Origin of the sequence: Marinobacter sp. ELB17, from assembly GCF_000169375.1 — a bacterium.
Lineage (GTDB): Bacteria > Pseudomonadota > Gammaproteobacteria > Pseudomonadales > Oleiphilaceae > Marinobacter.
In genome coordinates, this window is record NZ_AAXY01000007.1 from 66997 (window position 1) to 86610 (window position 19614).

The window sequence follows — 19614 nt, forward strand, 5'->3', positions numbered from 1 at the left end:
GGCAGCCTTAGCTGTCCATGGTTTTCTTGAGTTGTTTTATAAATCGCGCGGCCCAGGGCGAAGCACTGATCACTTTTCCCGGGTCAATCTCGGCCAGCACTTTAAATGAGTGATCGCCCTTGCCGTATTGGCCTTTGCGGCTATTGCGGGTTGCCTCTTTAAGGGCCGAATAAACCTGCGTTTTATCAATACTTTCAATGCTACGGATCTCGGCTGGCAACGCCGCTGCCCTGAAGCCCTGGTCAAAAAATCGCGCCAGGGTGGCCCGGTCTGCCAGCAACCAGTTTTCCATGCACTCCACCATCAAATGGCACTGGTTTTCCTGGGCGCCCTTTGGCTTTGCCCATTCATCGCCCCGGCGCTGTTTCAGGTGAGCCCATGGCTTCCAGTTTTCAGGTTTACCTTGTTGAACGTGCGCTGCCAGCGCTGTTTCGCTGTCGACCAATAACATCGCCTGTTCGCCATTGTTGATGGCGGTGCAAAACGAGTCATAGGCATCGCTTCTGCTGCCGCAAGCTACTATTCTGGGCCGGTTACGGTTGCCCGCTTTGGTAATAAATCGGGTAAAGCCTTCCCTGCAGGCGCTGCGTAATGCGTTGGCGTCGCCGCCGCCTTCTACAAACAGTTTCACCAGCGGGTTCCTCCTATATCGCCCCGTATCCACAGCTCGCCCAAGCGATATTTTTCCAGCCAAGGGCTTAGCTGTTTGGCGTTCAGCCGTGTCAGACGGGTACCTTGCTGGTCTTTTTCTGCCACTAGCACCGACTCTGGCTGATCGGTCATCGCATCTACTAGCACATCTGAGTGGGTGGTTACGATCAGCTGTGTTTTTTGCGATGCTTCCTTCAATAGGTCGGCTAAGGTTGGCAGCACATCTGGGTGCAAACCCAGCTCGGGCTCTTCAATGCACATCAAGGGCGGCGGTGATGGGTCGCACAGCATCACCAACAGGCACAGGTAGCGCAAAGTGCCATCGGACAGGCGCGTGGCAGGAATAGAGAAGCGGCCTTCGTGGAAGAACACCTGCACGGTTCCCCCTTCAATCTGAACGTGATAATCGTCTATGCCGTCATACAGCGCTTGTAACGAACGAACGATGCGCTTTTTGGCGCCGGGGTCACGGCTCAGGCGATTTAACACCAGCCCTAAGTTGCGGCAATCTGGCTCCAGAAAGCCATTTGGCATATCGGCTTTTTGCGGCAGGCGAGGCGGGGTGTATCGACCAAAACTCCACTCCCGGTACAGTCGGATTTTACCAAACACATTGCCTAAATAGGTCAATTCTGGGTATTGGTCTGGGTCTTTACGCTGGGCCAGAATGGAGGCGCTGGGGTCAATTTCTTCGTGTTGCAACTTGCGCTCTTGGCCCTTTACATTCAGCACGCCGTGGCCGTTGGTGAACTTGTAGTATATATAGGGCTGTTTATGGCCCTGATCCGGCTTGTCGTTTTCAATGCGCTCGTCAACAATTTCAAAACGCTGAGCCACTTCGGTGAAGCTCAAAACATAACGCAGATCTGCGCTGGCTTTGGGGTTCACGAATACCGCATCTACGGTGGCTATGGCGCGAGAGTCTGAGCCTTTCCAAAGCCAGTCGCGCACGCCTCCGCCATCCCGAATGGGCGTAAGAAGGTCTTGCGGCGTGGCGCGGATCAGTTCAATGGCTTCAATCAGGTTGGATTTACCCGAACCGTTGGGGCCAATGATGATATTCAGCGACCGCAGCTCAATTTCATCTGCGCTGCTGCCATAACTGAGAAAGTTGGTCAGACGAATCGACTTAATCAGCATCAGGCAGCGCCCTCTTTTCGTGTATTAACGTCATAATCGAACCAACTGCCGGGTATGCGTGCGTACTCTTTACTCCCCGCGCCAGTTGGTACCAGGCTGCCGTCGATAGCGGCGCCCGTAAACTGATCGTCGGCTGCAATCAACAACGCAAGCCCGGGTAGGTCAACGCTTGAACCATTATTTTCTTGCATCAGCTGCATTCGCAGGTCCGCCAGCCAGGTGCCAATCAAATCGTAACGCGCCATCAGCCCTGGGTCTGTTAGTAGCACGGGCTGGCCTGCCGTTAGAATTTCCTGAGTCATTGCTGGCAACGCCCGGTGCACCAAACGCTGCAGGTTCTGCCAATCGCGGGAGGCTCTGTCGAAACTGTCGGCATTTAGCACCACTTGCCAGTCAGGCGCACGCGGCATATCGCTACACACTTGGTGCACGTGGCGCAGCAACAGCTCGTCAAAGCTGATGAGTTTAAATGGGTAATCAGCACACAGCTTCAGCTGGGCTTGTTGCCACTGACGCGGGCGTACCGTAAGCGCAAGAAAGTGTGACGCGGTAATAACCTGCTGCACACGTTTGTGCAGCTCTTTCACTTCTCTCAGAGAGGCTGAATCTTCATCGCTTTGCTGCGTAACCGCGGAGTAGCTGGTAGTGCCTGTGGCAAAGCTGGTTAGGCCCACCGATGGCAGGCAGTAAGCGCCTTTGTTACCGTTTGAAAATTCAAATTGTGCGTCCCATTTGAAACCAATATCCAGCGCCAGTACCAGGGCATCTAGCTGAGGGCGTTTTGGCAGGGCTTCGGCCGCCGGATAGCGGCCGGCGACGCGGGCCTGAACATCCTGTACCGCCAAGGCCTTACTGCCCAACAATGCGCCCTGGGCAAGCTCCAGCGCCCGTTTGGCGGGCAAGCCACGCGGGTAAAACTCGGCGCGGCTCGACAGCGCTGCCTGCTGTGATGCGGCAGCAGCCAGGCGCGACAGGCGAGGGTTACTCAGCTCAGAAAATGACTCGGGAGCCGGTACCGCTCGTATTCTTTCCAGTGCGCGAACCGGTGACAACAAGGGATACTGGTTAGCGCACTCGTCGGCCAGATCGCCTAGGTCATTGGCGTAATCGGCCAGCTCTTCAGCCCAACCTTGGCGATTGTCGGCAATGAGTATGCGACTGCCAGAACGGCGCAACAACCAACGCGGTTCCTGCTTACTCAGCTCGGTTTCAACCGCAGCGCGAACAACCGCATAGGCCCAGCGCTCGCGCAGCGGGCTGTCTTGCACTGACCCCCGGCGTAACAACACGGCATCGGCCAGCTCGACCGCGGTCATTACGCCGCCGTTGTCTTCCAGTAAACCGGCGATGTCTTCCCGCAGGTCGGTAATAGTTTTGGTTTTGCCCCACTGCACGCTTACTTTACTAATCAACTCGCGCACCATCAGGGTTTCGATCCCCAAATAACCGCTGATTGCCGCCGGTGTGGGCCAATGCACGTTATGCAGGCCTCTGGGTGAGTCGTCGTCTAGCCTGCCGAGGTACTCATGCAAAAAGCGCAGGCGTGTTGGATCCGTAGCTTTCGTAACCTTTGGCAGGATTTGCTGAAACAGCCGGTCTACACTGACGATACTGGTGTCGCCCGCATCAAACTGCACCCTCTGCTGGGCTTCCAATAGGCGCTCTTGCAGCTGCCCGATAACCTCTGACAACTCATTGCGGGTTTTAACGCCGACACCGGTCAAAACCCTGACTCGGGAGCGGTTCAGTTTGATCAGTTCGGCTACGGTATTGATATTTCGACGGCTTAGGGTATCCAGGGCCTGAGGGCTTAGCTCAAGCAGTCCAATCTGGGTGTCCAGTCTTGCTTCATTAATTGGGCATGAACGCTGCCCGGGGTGAACTGTGGAATGCTGGGTATCTGTTCGCGCCTGATGAAATATCTTTCGCCACTCGCGCAGCATGTCGCCGGCGCTGGCAAAGCGTTCGCGCGCATCACGAATCAGGGCACGCTTGAAGAAATCCACTACCCGATCGCGAATACTGGGGTCAAACAGTGTGCGGTCTACCTCTAGTTCGCCCTCCAATAAGGGCGGCAATCCTTCTGCTACGGCCCAACCGGGCAGAGCACCGGCTGCCATTTCATACAAGGTGAGCGCGGCAGAAAACCGCTCTGCGTGATCGTCCCAGCGGCGCCTGCCAGGGTCACGAATGAACGGGTCCATATACGCCAAAGTGCCTGCTTTTACGTTGTCGGCGCCTACGCTAGACAGCGAAAAATCAAACAAAATAAGATGCAAGGCGCTGCCCTGCATGACAAGTCCGAGATTTTCCGGCTTGATATCACGATGCACCAGAGCCTGATCCTCCAGGTGCGCGATGGCACTGAGCAAGTCATCACCAAAACGCTCCAGCAGCTCTAACTGAACGGCTCCAACGTGGCGCAACCGCTGAGCCAGAGTTCCCTCGCTGGCATAATCGAGCAGCAGGGCTGTGTGCCCGCCAATATCCAGTGTTTTATGATAAGCCACGATCGACTGATGACGAAGCTTGGCCAGCACATTGCCTTCTTTGATCAAACGGCTGTTATGGTCTGGCGTTGCTGCAATTTTCAGAACACGGTCTTGGCCCTGATATTGAACCTGAAAAACGACCGAACAAGCGCCTTTGCCAAGGGGCCGAACCACCGTAAAGCCACCTGCGAAGGTGTCGCCTTTGCGGGCTTCGGTCGGGTTATTACTGCGCAAGGTGTCGGGCTGGCTGATTTCGTCTTCCAACACATCAAGGTGCTGCAAAAAATCTGTTACAGACTCTAACCGGCTGCCAACATCCGGGTGTGTGGCGTACTGCACCAAGTACTGCATGCCTTCACTTGCACCGTTGATTTCATCGGTCACCTGCAGCCCTTTGCTATGGCGCAGCTTGTCTAGCAGCTCAATGTCACTTTCGGCGGGCTTTTTGCCGGTAAACAAATGATAGGCAATCGCGCCCAACGAAAAAACGTCCAGATGAACGCCATCGGCGGCCCGGCCGTGGGCCTCTAACGCCGCGTAGCACCCTGCATCTTCTTGCACAAACTGGCTTAGATGGCTCATGGCGGTAATGTGGCGAGTTTCATTCTCGTACACCCGTTCAGCGGTCGCCCAGTTGCTGATTTTTACGTCGTATTTCTCATCACCTAAAGGTTTGACCCACACACTCTGAGGGCTAAGCCCACGGTGAAAGAGCTTCTGTCCGTGCGCGTACTTCACCGCTTCGGCAATCAGACGTAATAAATAGAGCGCCTGAGTTGTTTCCAGGCGGCGGCTTTGGCCAAGATTCATTAATAGATGATCAAGCCGAAAAGCCATTGGGTCGTATTCGTAAACCAGAGCGGGCCCGCTGTCATGATGCAGGTAGTCTTTGGCTCGCATAATGCCAGGATGCTCAATTCCCTCGAGTAAACGGAACTCCAGCTGCGCCGCTTTCTCCAACCTTTTGACATCGGCTTCAGCTTTGCCCTGTGTCAGATAGATTCGAACTTTACGCTCGACACCTAGCTCCGAGTGAACCGCATACCACTCCTGAAAGTTATCGGCTTCGCTCAGAAGGTGCTTAAGTTCGTAGCTGCCAACACGGCGCATGCGCAGTGATTCTTTAATCCCAGCTTCTTCAACCGCTCTGGTGATTACTCTGGCGGAAGACACAGGAATTTGCTTATGCGACCAACTTTCGTTGACCTGAGTGAGTTCTGGAAGAAGTTCTGTACGATTCACCACGCCTTGGCGTGCGTTATCATCTAGTTTGATGGTCAGATTTTCTGCCGACAAAAACACGAGTGCTTCTATGAAGGGGACTCGTTCTTTACTACGTATAACAGATGCTTGCACCTTGAGCAGCGACGCCAGCTTCTGCGCTTTACGCCGGGTGAGCAATCTGGGGTTATCAAAGATTTTCTGGCCACCCTTTGGCTTTTCCCATACCCAGTTAGACGCATCACCCCGGATAACGCCCGGGTGTGATTTGATCTCTATGAGGTACATGCCTTTGGGTGTTAGCACCATCAGGTCGACTTCATTGATGGAACCATCTAAGGCAATAAACTCGAAGTTAGCCCAGGCGCGATAGGGATCATGGTCTGGTAACAACTGCTTAGCGAATTCCAGCGCTTCTATTTCCCAGGCGTAGTCAGACTGGGTGATTTGCTTCCACAGCATATCCATCAATGTGATCCCTATTACTAAGACAGAAGCCCAACCAGGTTATGGCTCTTAAGCTTCGCCACGATAAGAAAGCCCATTGTCCATATATCTAATGCGTCAGTACAGGTAGTATCTGAAACCTACTCTATATTCTGCACCTGCTCCCGCAGCTGCTCAATCCACACTTTCAAGTCCACCGCAGCGCGGGTCAGGCCGGCGTCAATGCTTTTGCTGCTCAAGGTATTGGCTTCGCGGTTCAGCTCTTGCATCAAAAAATCCAGGCGTCGGCCGACGGCGTCTTCACTGGCCAGGGTATCGCGTACTTCGGCCACGTGGGCGTCCAGCCGATCCAGTTCTTCGGCGACATCGCTTTTTTGCGCCAGCATCACCATTTCCTGAGCTATGCGTTCCGGGTCGAGCTCTATTTTGGCTTTTTCAAAGCGTTCGCGCAGCTGTTGCTCCTGAGCCTGAAGCAGCTGCGGCATGCGCTCACGCACGTCAGCCACTTGGGCTTGTATGGCGACCAGACGCTGTTCCAAAATAGCCAGCAAGCGCTCGCCTTCACGTGTTCTTGCCGCTACCAGTTCGTTTATGGTTTGCTCAAACAGGCTGGCCGCGGCGGCTTTGGCCTGGGTGTAATCCTGCTCGGGCGTTGCCATAACACCCGGCCAGCGCAATATGTCCAGCGCGCTGATGTGGGCAGGGTTGTCCAGAATCCGGCTAATGCGTTTGGCCGCGTCGTTCAGCGCCTGGGTTAGCGGCTCGTCGATGGCGAAGCTGTGTTGGGCCTGGTCGCTTGCGTGCAGCCGAAGACTCACGTCTACCTTGCCGCGCTTCAGTTGTTCGCGCAGCTGTTCGCGAAAATCGTTTTCCAGCCCTCGCAGGCACTCCGGCAAGCGGAATGACGGCTCCAGGTAGCGATGGTTAACGGTGCGAATCTCGCAGGTCAGTACACCCCAGTCGCCACGAGTTTCCTGGCGCGCAAAGGCAGTCATACTTCGAATCATGGTAACTCCGGCATCGTTTTATCAGCCTGATCAGCCAGGCTTTTACAGAGTCTATCAGGCTAAAGCGCCGAGCAGCGAACCGCAGTAAGCGGATTCCGCGGCGACGCCACGCCGCTTGGGTCTGGCGGGTCAGAAGCCGGCACGGCCGTGCTATACTGCGCGCCCATTCATTTACACCAGCGGGCCTGCGGCCCAGACACGCTGCTCATTAACCAATCAGGAATCTTTTATATGCGACCCAGTGGCAGAACCCCCGAACAACCCAGAGACATTCGCATTACCCGTAACTACACCCGTCACGCCGAAGGCTCTGTACTGATCGAGTTCGGCGACACCAAGGTGATTTGTACGGCATCAGTGGAAAACAAGGTGCCGCCGTTTTTGCGCGGCGAAGGTCAGGGCTGGATTACCGCGGAGTACGGCATGCTGCCCCGCTCTACCAATAGCCGTATGGGACGCGAAGCAGCCCGCGGCAAACAAGGTGGCCGCACGGTTGAAATCCAGCGCCTGATTGGCCGTTCCCTGCGCGCTGCGGTGGACCTGAAAGCACTGGGCGAGCACACCATCACCATCGACTGCGATGTTATTCAAGCCGACGGCGGCACCCGCACCGCCGCCATTACCGGTGGCTGCGTAGCGCTGGTAGACGCGCTGAATTTTCTGGTAGCACAAAAGCGCCTGAAGAAATCGCCGCTGAAGCAGATGGTTGCGGCGGTATCCGTCGGCGTATTCAAAGGCAAACCGGTTGTGGATCTGGACTACCCGGAAGATTCGGTTGCGGAAACTGACATGAACGTGGTGATGACAGATAAAGGCGGCTTTATCGAAATTCAGGGCACGGCGGAAGGCGCGCCTTTCGCTCAGGAAGAACTGGACAGCATGCTGGTACTGGCAAAACAGGGTATTGAAACGTTATTTGCGCTGCAGAACGAAGCGCTTAACGGCTAACTCAAAACCTTGGGTGTCGAGGGCTAGAGATTTGATCCAAATCGGGGACGGATTTTAAATCCGTCCCCTATGTTCAAGGTCAACCTAAAACCCAATCTCGATGTCGTAATCCATCACTACCGGCGCATGATCAGAAAACCGGGTGTCATCATCAATCCAGCCATCTTGAATGGTCTTGCGAATACCCGGCGTAGCAATCTGATAATCCACCCGAATACCTGACTGCTTGCGCCAACCTGAAGCCCACTCCGGCCACCAGGTAAACTGATTGCTTTGTTTGTTAATATCACGGAACGCATCAATGCTGCCCATTTCTTCGAACAAACGGTCTAGCCAAGCCCGCTCGTGAGGCAAAAAACCGGATACGTCCAATTTGTGATAGCGCGGACTGGCATCGGTGACGTGATGAGCGCTTTGCAGGTTGGCACACACAATAAACTGCCGGCGTTTACGCAGGGTTTTTTGCATGTGTACGCCAAACGCGTCCATAAAATCGTCTTTATGATCCAGAACGGTCAGGTCGTCACCACCAATCGGGTCGTCTTCCAGGCCAAGGGCGCAGGGCGCCAGCACGCAGGCTACGGAGACCTTGTCGAAATCGGCCTGGATAAACCGGCCTTCGCGGTCAGCCTGCTCATTAGCAAAGCCATACATGATGGCTTTAGGGAAGTGACGAGTGTAAATTCCAACACCGCCATCTTCATTGTTTTCGCCGTCAATAAAATAGGCTTCATAGCCTTCTGGCACCAGTTGGCGGTCTTCAACCTCGTAGGCGCGCATGCGGTGGTCCTGAACGCAGATAACGTCGGCATCTTGCCCTGCTATCCAGTCAAAAAAACCTTTTCCAACAGCCTGTTCAAGACCGTTGACGCTGATTGATACTACCCGCATACGTATTCCCTGATTCGGTTTGTGTGTATGATACCGATTTTAAGCAGATTTTAAAGACCAACAGCCCTAGAAGCCGCGCTATGCATGACTATCAGAAAAACTTTATCGAGTCGCCATACAGCGCAATGTACTGCGTTTGGCAAATTTACACTCAAATCCGGTCGCATCAGCCCCTACTTTTTTAACGCGGGCCTGTTCAATACCGGTAATGATCTTCTACAGTTAAGCCAAGCCTACGCAGCAGCCATTGAACGCAGTACTCTGAATTATGACATTATTTTCGGGCCCGCCTATAAGGGCATTCCGTTGGCTACCGTAACGGCTATGGCGTTAGCAAAAGCTGGTAACAATAAACCTTTTGCCTTCAACCGTAAGGAAAAGAAAGATCACGGTGAAGGCGGAAGCATCGTCGGTGCGCCTCTGAACGGTAGAGTACTGATTATAGATGATGTTATTACCGCTGGCACCGCTATTCGCGAAGCAATTGAGATCATCCATCAGGCGGGTGCCGAACCCGCCGGGGTACTGATCGCACTGGACCGCCAGGAAAAAGGCAAAGGCAAATTGTCTGCCATCCAGGAAGTAGAACAGCAGTTCTGCATACCCGTGGTCAGCATTATCGGGCTCGACCAGGTACTGGACTACATCAGTCGCAACCCCGCTTTCGGCCAACACGCTGATGCGGTGACGCGCTACCGGGAATCTTACGGAGTTTAACGAATGGCAAAACACCTGACCGCTTCACTCCTCATGTTCAGCCTGATTGGCACCAGTGCCATCAGTGCCACTTCGGTCCACGCCGGCATGTACAGGTATACGGATGAAAACGGCCAGGTGGTCATTGGCAGCAGCATTCCACAGGAAGCAACGCAACGCGGCTATGACATTCTTAACAACAATGGGCGTGTCGTCACCATTATTGCGCCCGCCCCTACGGAACAGGAACTGGCCGAGCGCAGTGCCGAGCAACAACGCCAAGACGCCCTGGAGCTCCAACGCGAACAAGACCGAAAACTGCTGAAGCGCTTCAGTCACCCAGATCAGGCGCGCAGCGCCATGAACCGGAAAATTCGCGAGTTGGAAGGGCTGATCAGCCTGAAAAAAGGCAATATTACAGTCATCTCCGGGCAGTTGAACGCCGAACAAAGCCGCGCCGCCGATCTGGAACGCTCTGGGCAAAAGATTCCCGAGGCAACCCTGGAGAAAATTCGTCGGCTGGAAACGCAGATTCTGGATATTGAACAGGAAATTGAAATCCAGACCCAAGACATTCAGACCCAACAGGAAATCTACGAAATAGATATTCGCCGGCTGCAACAATTAACCGACAAAAAAAAGGAAGACTAAACCAGTCTCCCTTTTTTATTGGCATTCGCCGATTTCAACCGGCCCACACTCTTAGTGAGTTTAAGGGCCGTTGAATGCAATCAGGCGGAAGCTGTGTCTTCAGTTTTCGCGTCGCTGGATTTAGCCGGCTCAGCTTCTTCCGCTTTTACTTCTTTGCTGTCTTCGGCTTTGTCGGCCTTAGCAGCGGCTGCAGGAGCGGCTTTGGCTTTCTTAGGGCTGCTCTTGCGCGCCGATTTGGCGGGCTCAACAGCTGTTTTTACATCTTCTGCAGTTGCAGCAACATCGACTGCACCTTCTGCTACGGTATCGGCACCTTCAGCTACTTGCTTCTCAACGCGTGAGATCAGCTGGGCGGTGAATTCACCAACCGTGCCGTTCAGTTCGCGCAGTTGGTCAAACACGTTTTCGCTGTAGCCATAATAGCTCTTACGCAGGGATTTAACGCTGTGAGTGCGAGCGCTTTCTTCCAGCTTTTCAGCCATGTCGAAAGGCTTGGCAGACAAACGCTTCTGCTGCTTTTCAGCGGCATCGATACCCTTGTTGACCATGTCCTGAAGCTGTTGCTGATAAGTGGTAAGTACACCCATAATAATTCTCCTGTGCTGCGCTTGTTGATCAAAAGTGTTTTCGATCGATCAGTTCAGGTTAGGGAGAAAAGTTAGAGTGTTCACACTAAAATCAAAAATCGTTCAAAAATTATTCTGCCAGCCTGGTTAACGACGCATTCATCACTACCAGCGGAACAGCACCCAGCTTGGCACCAGCATGCCGGATTCACTTTCACGGGCCCAGCCACCGTCCGCAGGTACCAGGTAGTATTCCGGCCCTACTTGGGGCACAACCTTTATTTCCATCACCTGACCATTCACCCGGTACTCGTAATACACCTCTTTTTCGCCGCTGCGGATAACAATCTGGGTGCCAGCGTTAGACGGCTGATAGTCCGAGATGATCACCGGCTGTTTTGGCGTTTCTACAACGGTGTCGTCCAGATTGCCTGTTTCCTGGGCAACAACGGTCGCTAACGGCCAGGCCAACAACACAAGTGGTAAAATGATTCTTTTCATTTTCGTGATACCCTTTTGACCATCTGTTTATGGTGCGCTTATTGACGATTTGCTGGCTTTTTCAAGCCGGTTTCGCACCCGAAATAATCGCCATACTTTTTATCACTACCGTACTTTTATCACTACCGTACTTTTATCATTGCCGTACTTTTATCATTGCCGTACTTTTATCATTGCCGTACTTTTATCATTGCCGTACTCGTTCCCATTAGAGTTACACAAGGCAACCCACGCTTCAATACGATTGCAGGCACAGACAGCTATGACTGAACAACACACTCCACCCGTGGTTCTTGTAGACGGTTCCTCTTATCTTTTCCGCGCTTACCACGCACTTCCACCACTCATGACCAGCAAAAACCACCCAACCGGAGCCATCAAGGGCGTTATTGCCATGATACGCCGGCTAGACCTGGACTTCCCCGGTTCCAAAATTGTGGTGGTGTTCGATGCCAAAGGCAAAACTTTCCGCAACGACCTTTACCCAGATTACAAAGCAAACCGCCCGCCGATGCCTGAAGACCTGGCCGTACAGATTGAGCCCATTCACCAGATTGTCAGGCACATGGGCCTGCCGTTGCTGATTGTGGATGGAGTGGAAGCCGATGACGTGATTGGCACTCTGGCCCACGAGGCCACCAGCAAGGGCATCGATGTGGTGGTGTCCACGGGCGATAAAGACATGGCACAGTTGGTAAGTGCGCACGTAACGCTGATCAACACCATGACCAACACCTACATGGACAACGCCGGTGTTGAAGAAAAGTTTGGCGTAACACCGGCGCAGATCATCGATTATCTGGCGCTAGTGGGCGACAAGGTTGATAATATACCGGGCGTAAACAAGTGCGGCCCGAAAACGGCGGTAAAATGGCTGCAGGAATACCAAAACATCGACAACCTGATGGCCAACGCCGATGACATCAAAGGCAAGGTTGGGGAATACCTTCGGGATGCCAGGGAAACCCTACCCCTGAGCCGGACACTGGCCACCATCAAACTGGACGTAGAGCTGGAGTTCGGGCTGGAAGATCTGCAGGAACGCGAGCAGAACAACAGCGCACTGCTGGAGCTGTTCCGCGAATACGAGTTGCGCAGCTGGGTCAACGAACTCGAAAGTTTAGACCCCCAAACCACCGGCCCCGCGGTTGCTAAATCCGGCGCTGACCACAGCACGTCTGATCATAACACCGCACATCAAAGCAGCCCTGCTGAATCCGCTCAGCCCCGTGACAAGCACTACAGCATCATCACCAACCAGGCGGAGTTGGATGAATGGGTAGAGCGCTTAAAAGCCTCAGAGCTGTTTGCCTTTGACACCGAAACCACCAGCCTACGCTACATGGCTGCAGAGGTTGTTGGCGTGTCGTTTGCTGTACAACCGTTTGAAGCAGCCTACGTGCCCTTTTGCCACGACTACATGGGCGCGCCCGAACAGCTGGACCGCGACACGGTGCTGGCCCAGCTGAAACCGCTACTGGAAAGCCCCGATCATAAAAAAGTAGGTCAAAATCTAAAGTACGACAAAAACGTGCTGGCCAACCACGACATCTGCCTGGAAGGCATTGCCGAAGACACCATGGTGCAATCCTACGTGCTGAACTCGGTGTCCTCACGCCACAATATGGACGCCCTGGCTCTGCATTATCTGGGCGAGGAGACCACAACCTTTGAATCCCTGGCAGGCAAAGGTGCCAAACAGCTGACGTTCAACCAGCTGGAGCTTGATAAAGCCGGCCCCTACGCCGCCGAAGACGCCGACATCACTCTTCGCTTACATCAGGCACTGCGCCCGCAACTAGCCGCCACCGGTAAGCTGCAGTCGGTGTATGAAGACATTGATTTGCCCTTGGTACCCGTGCTGTCGCGCATGGAGCAAAGGGGTACGCTGATCAGCGCCAGCACCCTGCGCCAGCACAGCCAGGAACTGGCTGAACGCATGGCCGAACTGGAAACAGCCGCGTATGAAGCCGCCGGGGAGACCTTCAACCTTGGCTCGCCAAAACAGCTGCAGGTTATTTTTTATGAAAAGCTGGGCTTGCCAGTTCTCAAAAAAACGCCCAAAGGTGCGCCCTCAACGGCCGAACCGGTGCTGCAGGAACTGGCCCACCGCCACGAACTGCCAAGGCTTCTGCTGGAACACCGCAGCCTGAGCAAGCTCAAATCCACCTACACAGACACCCTGCCAGAGCTGATCCACCACCGCACCGGACGCGTGCACACGTCTTACCATCAAGCAGTCACGGCCACCGGGCGCCTGTCATCGTCAGAGCCCAACCTGCAGAACATACCCATTCGCAGCGAGCAGGGCCGGCGCATTCGCCAGGCGTTTGTCGCCGAGAAAGGCTACAAGCTGCTGGCAGCAGACTATTCCCAAATTGAACTGCGCATTATGGCGCACCTGTCGGAAGACAAAGGCCTGCTAACCGCGTTTGCCAAGGGCGAAGATATTCACAAAGCCACCGCAGCGGAAGTGTTCGGAGTGACGCTGGAAGAAGTGAACACCGACCAGCGGCGTAGCGCTAAAGCCATCAACTTCGGACTGATTTACGGCATGTCGGCGTTTGGCTTGGCGCGGCAGCTGGATGTCGAGCGTAAAGTGGCCCAGCAGTACATTGACCGCTACTTTGAGCGTTACCCCGGCGTACTGACATACATGGACAACATTCGCAAACAGGCCCACGAAGACGGCTACGTGGAAACTCTGTTTGGCCGGCGCTTGTACCTGCCCGAGATCAACACCCGCAACAAGCAACTGCAGCAAGCCGCCGAGCGCACCGCGATTAATGCGCCCATGCAAGGTACCGCTGCCGACATTATCAAGCTCGCGATGATTGAAGTGGAGCGCTGGCTGCTGGCCGAATACCCGGACAGCGCCCGCATGACCATGCAGGTGCACGACGAACTGATCATCGAAGTAAAAGAAGAGGCGGTAGAAGTGGTGCGCGAAGGACTGATCAAGCGCATGTCGGGCGCTGCGGAACTCGCTGTGCCCTTGCTGGTAGAGGCCGGCGTGGGTGATAACTGGGACCAGGCACACTAGTATCCATTCTGGCTAACTCGTGAACCTACTGAGCTTCCAAAAGGGCCTTCTCCCTGAAAGCTCCCCCGGCCGGGGGAGCTGCAATAGACAACCCAGCCTGGGGCATTTCCAGCCCCTCACGCACTAAAGCTGTGCGCATTTGCATCGTAAAACGGTACAAACCCCCGCTCTTCCCCACTCAACCCCCACCTTGGCGTCAGATTCCGGAATGGCACGGAATTCGCTGCCTTTTTCAAGTCGATCGTCGCCTTCTCACCATCGCACCGGTGGCGCCCATGTTGTGACACCCATAACGGTACCTGAAAATGACATCTCTAACCCGTGAGCGCAGCTGGCTACTGGACCGCAACCTGCTACAACTTGTTTACCAGTGCCGCCGGCTGATTAGATCTGAATTTGGGGTACAACTGCATCTGACAGAAGAACACTTGGAGCAGCATCTAGCAGACTATGCCGGTAGAAGCAGCTCCCAGACGTTAGTCGATACCTGGGAGTGCCTGCTGGCCCAAGTGCCGGAACTGGGAATAAAAACGGAGGAACACTCCAGTAAAATGTATCGGGGAATGGAAATTATCGATGACACACCCGTGGCCAAGGTAGCGGGAGCAGGCCAGGAAGCGGACCTGCCGCGGAAGAAAAAAAATATCTACCGCGGACAGGTAGTAGGTTAAACCAGTCTGCCTTTATTTCGTTAAAATCAGTCGTTAAAAGGCTTTGCTAACTTGCACCGAGGCACTCCAGGCGTCGAGCTCGTATTCGCCTTTGTAGTTTAAATCTCTCGCGGCCGGATCTTTCTGACTGGGAGAATCATATTGATAAACGAATTCGTTAATCTTTGGATCGTCTGTGAACAACAAAGTGCCAACGGCGGCGTCCACCGTCCAGCCGCTCTGCGCGTCTTTCCACTGAGTACCCAGTGTTAGCCAATGACGGTCTGATGAAGGAACGCGGGCGGTTACGAATTCGCCGACCGGCGATTCATCCCACGCATAGCCCGCCTTGAACGCCCATGCAGGCGTAGCTTGCCAGATTCCACCAACGTTGAACTGCCAGGTATTCTGCCATTTTTCAGTAACGTGACTGAGCGGTTTATCACCTGTACGCCCAAGAGCCTGAGATATCTGGCCACCGTCGCCTTCCGTGCTGAACACGTCAAGGCCCTCGAACCGGCTCCAGCGCGCGTAAGTGGCGCCGGCGAGCACGGTCACTGAATTATTCAGCTGATGGCGAGCGCCTACGGTAATGCTCTCTGGAATGGCCAGCGGCACACTGGCCGCCTCTTTCATCGTGATCGGCACAAATACGCCTGGCGTTTGCTGCTTAGGAAAACCACTTATTTCGGCATCGCCTTTCAACTCAAACTCGGTTCCGGTTTGTGCCGTCAGGCCAAATTGAGTGCTGTCAGATAGTTCAGACAAAAAGCCAACGCGAAAGTTAACGGCGATATCATCACCGTTAACATCAGAATAAGGTGCCCCCGTAAGCCGCTTCGTAGTTTTTTGCCAGTACGCGAGCCGTGGCATCATCAGATTGCGCTGCAAGCCCTGCCCTAATGTCTTGGAACTTTGTCAGACGAGCTTCGGCATACACGATGTTGATGCCCAGGCCCATTGAAAGATCTTTGCCATTATTGACAGCGATAGAAGGGGTAAAAGAAATCGCTGTCAGCTCGGTTTTGTCGGCAAAGTAGCGGCCAACAAAATCGTCATCGTAGTCCGCCGCCAACCCGTAAGGCGCATGGATACCAAAACCTACATCGATAGAATCATTCACTTCGTGAGTCATAAAAAAGTTGGGCAGCACTGCCAGGTCAGCAATATCGCCACCGCCCGAGCCCTTAACTGGATCGCCTAATGCGTCAGTTGCAATAGTGCTGCCACTTTTAACTTCAGCATCAATATCCAGAACGGCTACACCAAATGAAATATTGGTGCCTCTCAATCGGCTCATACCCGCCGGGTTAAAAAACGCCGTGGATGCGTTCTCCGGATTTGCTGCCGCACCCGCATTCGCCACGCCCATCGCGCTGGCACTCTGCTCGTTAAGGGAAAACCACCGGCGAAAACAGTCGCGGGCGCTGCGATGGCAGCCAGAGTGGCCAGGCGGATAGCACGGCCAAGACGGGTCGATTTCATTTTTTTGATGACTCCTGATTATGAACGGCCGGAGTATACTCAGGTGGTTGCGGCCGTCACAATTGCAATTGCCATCAATTACTTATAACACATTCTTCGAAACATTTTTCTGAGTGCTTCAGTCCTGCTGAATGGTCAGCTTGTCCACCGAAGACGACAACTTGTCCACCCCTTGGGCGTCGGTTCCAAGCTTTATCATCAAACGCAAATCGTTGGCTGAGTCGGCATGTGCCAGGGCATCTTCATAAGTCACTGAACCTTCGGAATACAGCTCATACAGCGCCTGATCAAAAGTGCGCATGCCAATTTCGTTGGATTTGGCCATCAGGTCTTTAAGCTTGTGCACTTCGCCTTTGCGAATCAGGTCGGCCGCCAGCGGCGTATTGATCAGCACTTCAATAACCGCTTTCCGGCCCTTTCCGTCTGGCGTGGGCACCAGTTGCTGCGCCACAATGGCGCGCAGATTCAGCGACAGGTCCATCCAGATTTGGCCGTGCTGTTCGGGTGGAAAAAACTGGATAATCCGGTCCAGCGCCTGGTTGGCGTTGTTGGCGTGCAGAGTCGCCAGGCACAAGTGCCCGGTTTCGGCGAACTGTACGGAATATTCCATGGTCTCGCGGGTTCGCACCTCACCAATCAAAATCACATCTGGCGCCTGGCGCAGGGTGTTTTTCAGCGCCACTTCAAAGCTGTCGGTGTCTATGCCCACTTCGCGCTGGGTCACAATGCAACCCTGATGTTGGTGTATAAACTCAATCGGGTCTTCAATAGAAATGATATGGCCGCGGCTGTTGTGGTTGCGGAAGCCAATCATCGCAGCCAGCGAGGTGGATTTGCCCGTGCCGGTGGCGCCGACAAACATGATCAGCCCGCGCTTGGTCATTGCCAGCTCTTTGACGATGTCGGGCAGTGAAAGATCGTCGATTTCCGGGATCTTTACTTCGATACGACGCAGCACCATACCGCAATGATTGCGCTGGAAAAACGCGCTAACCCGAAAACGACCAATGCCACGGGCGCTGATGGCGAAGTTGCACTCGTGGCTTTCATCAAACTCGGCGCGTTGCTTGTCGCTCATGGCGCCGTAAACAAACTCGCGGGTCATATCGGGTGTTAGGGCGGTCTTTGTGACAGGCCACACCTTCCCGTTCACTTTCATACTGGGCGCAACGCCGGCGGTAATGAACAAGTCCGAGCCGCCTTTCTCAACCATCAGCCGCAGTAGCTTTTCAAATTCCATTTTCATCACCTTTTTTTGGGCGCGCCCACGCGCACTAGTCGTTTTGTCTCAGCCGGCGAAGATCCTGTCAAGATTAAAAGGCATCGGGCATTTTTGCTTTCAAACGCGCCTGTTCGCGCGAGATAAGACCCTTTTGCAACAGGCGTTCCAGGCACTGATCCAGGGTCTGCATGCCCAGCGAGCCGCCGGTCTGTATCGACGAATACATCTGCGCGATTTTGTCTTCACGGATCAAGTTGCGAATAGCCGAGGTGCCAATCATGATTTCGTGGGCAGCAATACGCCCGCCGCCCATTTTCTTCATCAGGGTTTGCGAGATAACCGCCTGTAAGGATTCAGACAACATTGACCGTACCATGGATTTTTCCTGGGCCGGAAACACGTCAACCACCCGATCAATCGTTTTTGCCGCCGACGTGGTGTGCAGGGTGCCGAATACTAAATGGCCGGTTTCCGCTGCAGTCAGCGCCAGACGAATCGTTTCAAGGTCACGCAGCTCGCCCACCAGAATAATGTCCGGGTCTTCCCGCAGCGCCGAGCGCAGTGCTTCATTAAAGCCTAGGGTGTCGCGATGCACTTCGCGCTGATTAACCAAGCACTTTTTGGATTCGTGCACGAACTCAATGGGATCTTCAATGGTCAATATGTGTTCGTAACGGTGGTTATTGATGTGGTCTACCATGGCCGCCAGCGTGGTCGACTTGCCAGAACCTGTGGGCCCGGTTACCAGAACCAACCCCCGTGGCACCGCGCAAATGTCTTTGAACACCTTGCCCATGCCCAGGTCTTCCATGGTCAACACTTTCGAAGGGATGGTCCGGAACACCGCACCGGAACCGCGATTCTGGTTAAAGGCGTTAACCCGGAAGCGGGCAACCCCGGCCACCTCGAACGAGAAGTCGGTTTCCAGGAACTCTTCGTAGTCTTTGCGCTGCTTGTCATTCATGATGTCGTAAATCAGGCCGTGCACTTCCTTATGAGGCAAAGGAGGCAGGTTGATACGACGTACATCACCATCCACACGAATCATCGGCGGCAAGCCAGCAGAAAGGTGCAAGTCTGACGCGCCCTGTTTCGCCGAGAAGGCAAGCAGTTCAGTAATATCCATAGAGTTCCCCGGGAGTTTTTCTTTTTCGCCGGCTGCCGTAACCGGCCCATCAAAACCGGTGATCACTTGGCATTTCAGTGACCTGCGGGTAACGTATAACGCTACCTAAAGCTGTACAAGCAGAGCGATTTCACACCATGAGCAGCATAGCAGACAACATCAATAGCGTAACCCAGCGCATCGAAAAAGCAACACTACAAGCGGGTCGGAAGCCCCATTCTGTGCGTTTGTTGGCGGTTAGTAAAACCCGCCAGGCAGACGAGTTGCGCGAAGCCGTGGCGGCAGGCCAGCAGGATTTCGGTGAAAACTATCTGCAAGAGGCTCTGGATAAAATAGCGAATTTGCAGGATATACCGGAGTTACGCTGGCATTTTATAGGGCCGATTCAATCCAATAAAACCGCACAAATAGCGTCTGCGTTTTGCTGGGTACACGGTGTTGAACGCCTGAAAATAGCCCGCCGCCTGAACGACCAGCGCGACACTGCCCTGCCCCCCTTGAATATTTGCCTACAGGTTAATATTGATAATGAACCCAGCAAATCCGGCTGCTCGCTGAATGAACTGCCAGCGCTGGCAGCCGCGATTGCCGAACTACCGCAACTGACATTGCGCGGGCTTATGGCGATTCCGAACCCAGAGCGCGGAGAAGCTGCATTGCGCGAAAGCTTTCGCGCCATGAACAATGCCTTGATCCAGTTGCGCCAGGATCAGCCCGGCACCGGGCCGCTGGACACTTTGTCTATGGGCATGTCTGACGATCTGGAGCTGGCCATTGGCGAGGGCTCAACTTGGGTAAGAGTAGGCACGGCGGTGTTTGGTCCACGCCAGCAAAAGAGCTGAAAACATCGGTTCCTGTTATGATCCGCAACAGGCAC

The 19614-nt window shown here is 54.2% G+C and carries 17 protein-coding genes and 1 pseudogene; 6 read left to right on the top strand and 12 right to left on the bottom strand.

Annotation, left to right across the window (positions count from 1 at the left end; all coding sequences use genetic code 11):
- Positions 1-7 precede the first annotated feature (7 nt).
- The 4 genes from MELB17_RS10630 to MELB17_RS10645 form a co-directional block, all read right to left on the bottom strand.
- Positions 8-631 carry a DUF4276 family protein gene (locus MELB17_RS10630; RefSeq protein ID WP_007350241.1) on the bottom strand — a complete coding sequence of 208 codons (624 nt, stop codon included), beginning with the start codon at positions 629-631 and terminating at the stop codon, positions 8-10.
- Positions 628-1791 carry an AAA family ATPase gene (locus tag MELB17_RS10635; RefSeq protein WP_007350242.1) on the bottom strand — a complete coding sequence of 388 codons (1164 nt, stop codon included), beginning with the start codon at positions 1789-1791 and terminating at the stop codon, positions 628-630. Before MELB17_RS10635 ends, MELB17_RS10630 begins: the two co-directional genes overlap by 4 nt.
- Complete coding sequence (gene pglW, locus MELB17_RS10640; protein WP_007350243.1) at positions 1791-5972, bottom strand: BREX system serine/threonine kinase PglW; 4182 nt, start codon at positions 5970-5972, stop codon at positions 1791-1793. The genes MELB17_RS10635 and pglW overlap by 1 nt, the downstream gene beginning before the upstream one ends.
- A 119-nt stretch (positions 5973-6091) precedes the next feature.
- Positions 6092-6958 (bottom strand): YicC/YloC family endoribonuclease, encoded by an 867-nt coding sequence (locus MELB17_RS10645; RefSeq protein ID WP_007350244.1) that lies wholly within the window; start codon positions 6956-6958, stop codon positions 6092-6094.
- Positions 6959-7189: 231 nt separating this feature from the next.
- Between MELB17_RS10645 and rph the strand changes: the two genes are divergently transcribed.
- Entirely contained in the window at positions 7190-7906 is a 717-nt protein-coding gene (gene rph / locus MELB17_RS10650) for a ribonuclease PH (RefSeq protein WP_007350245.1), read from the top strand.
- An 84-nt stretch (positions 7907-7990) separates the two neighbouring features.
- Here the strand turns inward: rph and MELB17_RS10655 are convergent, their stop codons facing one another.
- On the bottom strand, positions 7991-8797 hold the full coding sequence (locus MELB17_RS10655) for an exodeoxyribonuclease III (RefSeq protein ID WP_007350246.1): 807 nt from the start codon (positions 8795-8797) through the stop codon (positions 7991-7993).
- 80 nt (positions 8798-8877) lie between these two features.
- Between MELB17_RS10655 and pyrE the strand changes: the two are divergent.
- Together pyrE and MELB17_RS10665 are read left to right on the top strand one after the other, a co-directional pair.
- A pseudogene (pyrE, locus tag MELB17_RS10660) lies at positions 8878-9514 on the top strand (orotate phosphoribosyltransferase).
- A gap of 3 nt (positions 9515-9517) precedes the next feature.
- Positions 9518-10144, top strand: coding sequence for a DUF4124 domain-containing protein (locus MELB17_RS10665; protein ID WP_007350248.1), 627 nt, complete (start codon positions 9518-9520; stop codon positions 10142-10144).
- A gap of 80 nt (positions 10145-10224) precedes the next feature.
- Here the strand turns inward: MELB17_RS10665 and MELB17_RS10670 are convergent, their stop codons facing one another.
- Together MELB17_RS10670 and MELB17_RS10675 are read right to left on the bottom strand one after the other, a co-directional pair.
- Entirely contained in the window at positions 10225-10731 is a 507-nt protein-coding gene (locus tag MELB17_RS10670; RefSeq protein WP_007350249.1) for a hypothetical protein, read from the bottom strand.
- A 144-nt stretch (positions 10732-10875) separates the two neighbouring features.
- A complete protein-coding gene (locus tag MELB17_RS10675; protein WP_007350250.1) occupies positions 10876-11211 on the bottom strand; it encodes a DUF2782 domain-containing protein in 336 nt (111 codons plus the stop codon).
- A 262-nt stretch (positions 11212-11473) separates the two neighbouring features.
- Between MELB17_RS10675 and polA the strand changes: the two genes are divergently transcribed.
- Positions 11474-14254, top strand: a complete 2781-nt coding sequence (gene polA / locus MELB17_RS10680; RefSeq protein ID WP_007350251.1) for a DNA polymerase I — start codon at positions 11474-11476, stop codon at positions 14252-14254.
- A 305-nt stretch (positions 14255-14559) separates the two neighbouring features.
- Entirely contained in the window at positions 14560-14925 is a 366-nt protein-coding gene (locus MELB17_RS10685; protein WP_007350253.1) for a hypothetical protein, read from the top strand.
- A gap of 33 nt (positions 14926-14958) precedes the next feature.
- Here the strand turns inward: MELB17_RS10685 and MELB17_RS26155 are convergent, their stop codons facing one another.
- The 5 genes from MELB17_RS26155 to MELB17_RS10700 all read right to left on the bottom strand — a co-directional run bounded on the left by MELB17_RS26155 (position 14959) and on the right by MELB17_RS10700 (position 18737).
- A complete protein-coding gene (locus tag MELB17_RS26155; RefSeq protein ID WP_007350254.1) occupies positions 14959-15672 on the bottom strand; it encodes an OmpP1/FadL family transporter in 714 nt (237 codons plus the stop codon).
- 43 nt (positions 15673-15715) lie between these two features.
- Positions 15716-16276, bottom strand: coding sequence for an OmpP1/FadL family transporter (locus MELB17_RS26160; RefSeq protein ID WP_007350255.1), 561 nt, complete (start codon positions 16274-16276; stop codon positions 15716-15718).
- The gene (locus tag MELB17_RS25620; protein ID WP_227498880.1) at positions 16201-16389 is read right to left on the bottom strand and encodes a hypothetical protein; all 189 of its coding nucleotides are present in this window, start codon (positions 16387-16389) and stop codon (positions 16201-16203) included. The genes MELB17_RS26160 and MELB17_RS25620 overlap by 76 nt, the downstream gene beginning before the upstream one ends.
- A 118-nt stretch (positions 16390-16507) precedes the next feature.
- A complete protein-coding gene (locus tag MELB17_RS10695; protein ID WP_036184438.1) occupies positions 16508-17629 on the bottom strand; it encodes a PilT/PilU family type 4a pilus ATPase in 1122 nt (373 codons plus the stop codon).
- A 73-nt stretch (positions 17630-17702) separates the two neighbouring features.
- The gene (locus MELB17_RS10700) at positions 17703-18737 is read right to left on the bottom strand and encodes a type IV pilus twitching motility protein PilT (RefSeq protein ID WP_007350257.1); all 1035 of its coding nucleotides are present in this window, start codon (positions 18735-18737) and stop codon (positions 17703-17705) included.
- A gap of 137 nt (positions 18738-18874) precedes the next feature.
- Here MELB17_RS10700 and MELB17_RS10705 point away from each other — a divergent pair, with 137 nt between their 5' ends.
- Complete coding sequence (locus MELB17_RS10705) at positions 18875-19579, top strand: YggS family pyridoxal phosphate-dependent enzyme (RefSeq protein WP_007350258.1); 705 nt, start codon at positions 18875-18877, stop codon at positions 19577-19579.
- Positions 19580-19614: the final 35 nt, after the last annotated feature.